Raw genomic sequence first — 4,290 nt, 5'->3', positions numbered from 1 at the left:
CAAGGGGGTGGCTGTTTAATAGTGTTATCAGTATTATTGGTGTTTTCGGAAACGCGAGCATTGCGATGTCGATAGTGTCCTATCTACTCATGGGGGGGATGGTCCTGGGCGGATTGATTTGTGCTTTTTTTTGTTGGTGGTTCACCAAGCGCAAGGTAATGGTGAGTTATGATTGGATCTGGGGGATAGCATTATTTCTGGCAATCCTGATCCCTGTATCCATTGGAATATACTACTCTTACACCAGTGATTATCAGCCCCAAGGGCGTTATATTATTACTCTGCTGATTCCACTGCTCTATCTGATTACTTGGGGGTACATTTGGTTTCAGGAATGGATTAATGAGAAATCGATGTTTTTACAAAAGCATTGTCAGGTGCCAGTACAAGAAGGTCTGATGGGGATGGTGTCCTGTGTATCTTTTGTGGCATTGTGTGGCACACTGTTTAATTATTATCATGGATAAGGAATAGAAAATTTTAGATTACCTCTTGTGTATTGTATACAACAATTGTTATACTTATAAGAAGATATTAAGATTGGAGTGGAGAACAATGGAAATAAAGGTTATCGAAACAGAGAATCCGAAAAAAAAGCCCGATGAAGGGAACCTTCCCTTTGGAACATGCTTTACGGATCATATGTTTACAATGGAGTATACTGAAGGCCTGGGGTGGCACGACGCTCAAATCCTTCCCTATGGCCCTATCGCCCTTGAACCGGCCTGTAGTGTGTTTCACTATGCTCAGGAAGTCTTTGAGGGGCTAAAGGCCTATAAAACAGAGGATGGCAGCATTCAATTATTTCGCCCGACAGAAAATCTGGCGCGGATGAATCGGTCAAACGAACGGATGTGTATCCCTCAGATTGATGAGGCCTTTGTGTTGGATGCCCTGAAGCAGCTCGTTGCGCTGGAACAGGATTGGATCCCGACGGCACCTGGGACGTCCTTGTATATTCGCCCCTTTGTCTTTGCTACAGATCCCTATATTGGGGTACGTGTAAGTCAGACTTATAAATTCTTTATCATCCTATGTCCTGTGGGAGCTTACTACGAAACGGGCCTGAAGCCGGCGATGATGCATATTGAAAAGGTTTATGCCAGAACCGTGGTTGGTGGTACGGGAGAGGCTAAATGCGGGGGGAATTACGCTGGCAGCCTAGCTGCCAGTGCTAAAGCCCATGAAGCAGGCTACGAAGAAACACTGTGGCTGGACGGCGCGACCCGCCAGAATATTGAAGAGGTGGGATCGTGTAATGTGATGTTTAAAATTGATGGAAAATTTGTGACTCCAAAACTGACGGGCACTATTCTTCCAGGGATTACCCGCAAAAGCATCATTGAGCTTCTTAAAAGCTGGGGAGAAACTGTTGAGGAACGGATCATTTCCATTAAAGAGTTTGTCGAATTGTACCATCAGGGTAAGGTAGAGGAAGTTTTCGGCATGGGAACTGCGGCCGTAGTATCACCCATTGGCAGATTAAACTATGAGGGTGAAGATATGATTTTCAACAATGACGAAATTGGAGAATCGGCTCAAAAAATCTACGATACCCTCTGTGGGATTCAACGTGGCACCGAGGACGATACCTTTGGATGGATCGTTAAAGTTTGCTAAATCAACTAAAAAATGATTGATGTGAAAAAGCTATTGACAGGGGCGAAAGCCCCTGTTATAATAAATATCGCGTCACATCGAGAGGTACCGAAGCGGTCATAACGGGGCGGTCTTGAAAACCGTTAGGGTGCAAGCCCACGTGGGTTCGAATCCCACCCTCTCGGCCAGAATTTGTATGAGATTTCTAATAGGACAAATGCTGAGTTGTGAGGTCCAGATTAATTGGATTCGAACCCAGTGTGGGTCTGAGCCGTGAAGAAAACAATTGTGAATTGTTTTTAGGCGAATCCGTGAGGCGTATTAGCCGAAACGGGGTGATTACCGAAGGTAAGCACAATCCCACCCTCTTGGCCAGATTTCCTTTGACCGATATTATGGAATCTGTTATAATAAAGAAATGATGAACCATTCGAAATAGCAGGAATGGGGATTGTATTGATGGAGAAGTACTCAAGTGGCTATAAGAGGTGCCCCTGCTAAGGGTATAGGCCGTTAACGCGGTGCGTGGGTTCAAATCCCACCTTCTCCGCCATCGCCTTAAACACTGGGTTTCAATTGAATTGAAGCTCAGTTTTTTTATGCAAGAGACTCTCAATAAAAAACGAATTTATTAGAGAGAAAAAAGATGATTAGATAAAATAGAAAAATTATCACACGAAGCGCAGAAGGTAGGACTCTGTGCTTTTTTATTGTTCAGAAGCATTTTAATTGAAATGTGAGGGATAACAACGATTAGGTGTCATTCAATGAAAACGCTTGACTAAAAGAGAAAATTGTTTTACACTTTCCTTAAGTTACAGGAGTATTTAAAGGGGAATGAAATGGAAAAGAAAATATGGCAGTCCAATCTGACTAAAAATCCAAAGGATGCAGATGATTATTATATCAAGCGTGTGGATGCCATTATAGAAAATGCCGTGTATCGAAGGGCTTCAGACATCCATCTGGAGCCCTTTTCTGTTGATCGGATGCGGATTCGATACCGTATCGATGGAAAATTATGTGTAGTAGAAGAAGAGCCGTATCAATTTTTTGATAGATTGATTACGCGTATAAAGATCCTTTCAAAGTTGAATATTACGGAGTCTCGTTTACCCCAGGACGGTGCATTTCAGCACTGCTTTGGGGAGAAGCGGATTGATATTCGCGTCTCTACGATGCCAACAGAATATGGTGAAAACCTTGTTTTGCGCCTTTTGGGGTGTATGGACGGTCTGAATACACTTTCGGGGATTGGAATGCTGGGGGAGGATCAGCAGAGGTTACGGCGGATGCTGACTCATCAGTCTGGCCTCATTCTCTTCAATGGGATGACGGGGAGTGGGAAGACAACCACCTTATACGCGGTAATGTCACAGCTTAATGATTCGGGCGTTCATATGTTATCTATTGAAGATCCTGTGGAGATGAATATCCCGGGGGTTACTCAAATCCCGGTTAATCCGGAAATCGGCTTGACAATTCACGAAGTCCTTAAGTCGGTACTGCGTCAGGACCCGGATATTATTTGTGTTGGGGAGATTCGGGATGATGCTGTAGCCATGACTGCGGTGCGGGCAGCCTTAACGGGGCATTTGGTGCTGGCGACGCTCCATACCATGGATGCTTGGTCCTCCCGGGAACGGCTGCTTGATATGGGGGTTCCAGAGTATTTAATTCGGGCAGTGCTTCGGGGAGCGGTGTCCCAGCGCCTTTTAAGACGGCTGTGTCCTCACTGTAAGGAGGCCTATTTGGCTTCAGAAAAGGAGTGCCGCTACCTCAAGGGGAAAGGACCCTTGTCTTTGTATCGGGCAAAGGGGTGTGAGTACTGTGGAGGGTCAGGCTATTTGGGACGCATTGGGATTTTTGAATTGCTGGTAATTGATCCGAGTTTTTGGAAGATTGGAGAAGACTGTCAAGGAGGTGTACCTGGGGGACAAGGCATCCTTCGAAAGGCGGCCCGATCATTGATTATTCAAGGAGTCACCTCCCTGGAAGAGGGGGTGCGTTGCATTGCCGGATGAAGGGTATGCGAAGGTCTTTTGGTCCCACACCTCTTCTCGTGCCCTTGGGCTTTTTTGTCAGCAGCTACAAATGCTTTTAGGAGCCGGGATTGTACCGGTGGATGCCTTTAACATACTGGCAGCAGAACGGAGGGGCCGCCAATTAGGAGAAGATGCAAGGCAGGTAGCAGATAGAATACGCCAGGGAAATAGTTTGTCCGCCAGTGTGGCCTTTAGCCCCAAAAGCTTTCCGCCACTAGTTACAAATATGCTAAAGGCAGCAGAGCGTGGCGGTGGTTTAGATCGTGTTTTACAGGGGCTGACCGATTATTATGATAACCAGGCGGACCTCAAAAGCCGATTAATTCAGGCGTTGATTTATCCTATTATTGTCATTGTTGTAGCAGTGGCGGTGGGGGTTTTTCTGCTGACTACTGTTTTCCCGGCGATTATCGGGACGATTGTCTCACTGGATGGGGAGGTCCCGACACCAACCCGAATGCTTCTGGGGATGAGTGAATTTGTCTCCGAGGGATGGCCTGTTTTAATCTTATTAATGGGCGCTTTAGTGGGTGGCATCCTTGCCGCTCGTCACCACGAAGGTTTTGGGTTTTGGTGGGATCGATGGGTGCTTAAGCTTCCTGTTATCGGGCGGCTGATCTATTATATGCAGGGTCTTCGGTTGGCA

The 4,290-nt window shown here is 46.0% G+C and carries 3 protein-coding genes, 2 tRNA genes and 1 pseudogene; all 6 read left to right on the top strand.

The window, feature by feature from the left end; translation table 11 throughout:
- Window positions 1-467, top strand: a pseudogene (locus VB081_RS12535) (hypothetical protein); the annotation flags it as partial.
- Window positions 468-555: 88 nt separating this feature from the next.
- On the top strand, window positions 556-1,620 hold the full coding sequence (locus VB081_RS12530) for a branched-chain amino acid aminotransferase (RefSeq protein WP_276982725.1): 1,065 nt from the start codon (window positions 556-558) through the stop codon (window positions 1,618-1,620).
- A 78-nt stretch (window positions 1,621-1,698) separates the two neighbouring features.
- A tRNA-Ser gene (locus tag VB081_RS12525) sits at window positions 1,699-1,787 on the top strand.
- A gap of 273 nt (window positions 1,788-2,060) precedes the next feature.
- Window positions 2,061-2,152 (top strand) — tRNA-Ser (locus VB081_RS12520).
- Between the two features lie 289 nt (window positions 2,153-2,441).
- Window positions 2,442-3,623: a GspE/PulE family protein gene (locus tag VB081_RS12515; RefSeq protein ID WP_323401130.1), complete on the top strand. Its 1,182-nt coding sequence runs from the start codon at window positions 2,442-2,444 to the stop codon at window positions 3,621-3,623.
- Window positions 3,613-4,290 (top strand): type II secretion system F family protein (locus tag VB081_RS12510; RefSeq protein WP_323401129.1); only part of this gene is annotated, 678 nt, incomplete at its 3' end. The genes VB081_RS12515 and VB081_RS12510, both read left to right, overlap by 11 nt.

The sequence above is a fragment of the Christensenella sp. genome (assembly GCF_034927525.1).
Taxonomy (GTDB): domain Bacteria; phylum Bacillota; class Clostridia; order Christensenellales; family Christensenellaceae; genus Christensenella.
The sequence above is the reverse complement of the archived record's forward strand: the minus strand, read 5'-3'. Positions and strand labels throughout refer to the sequence as shown.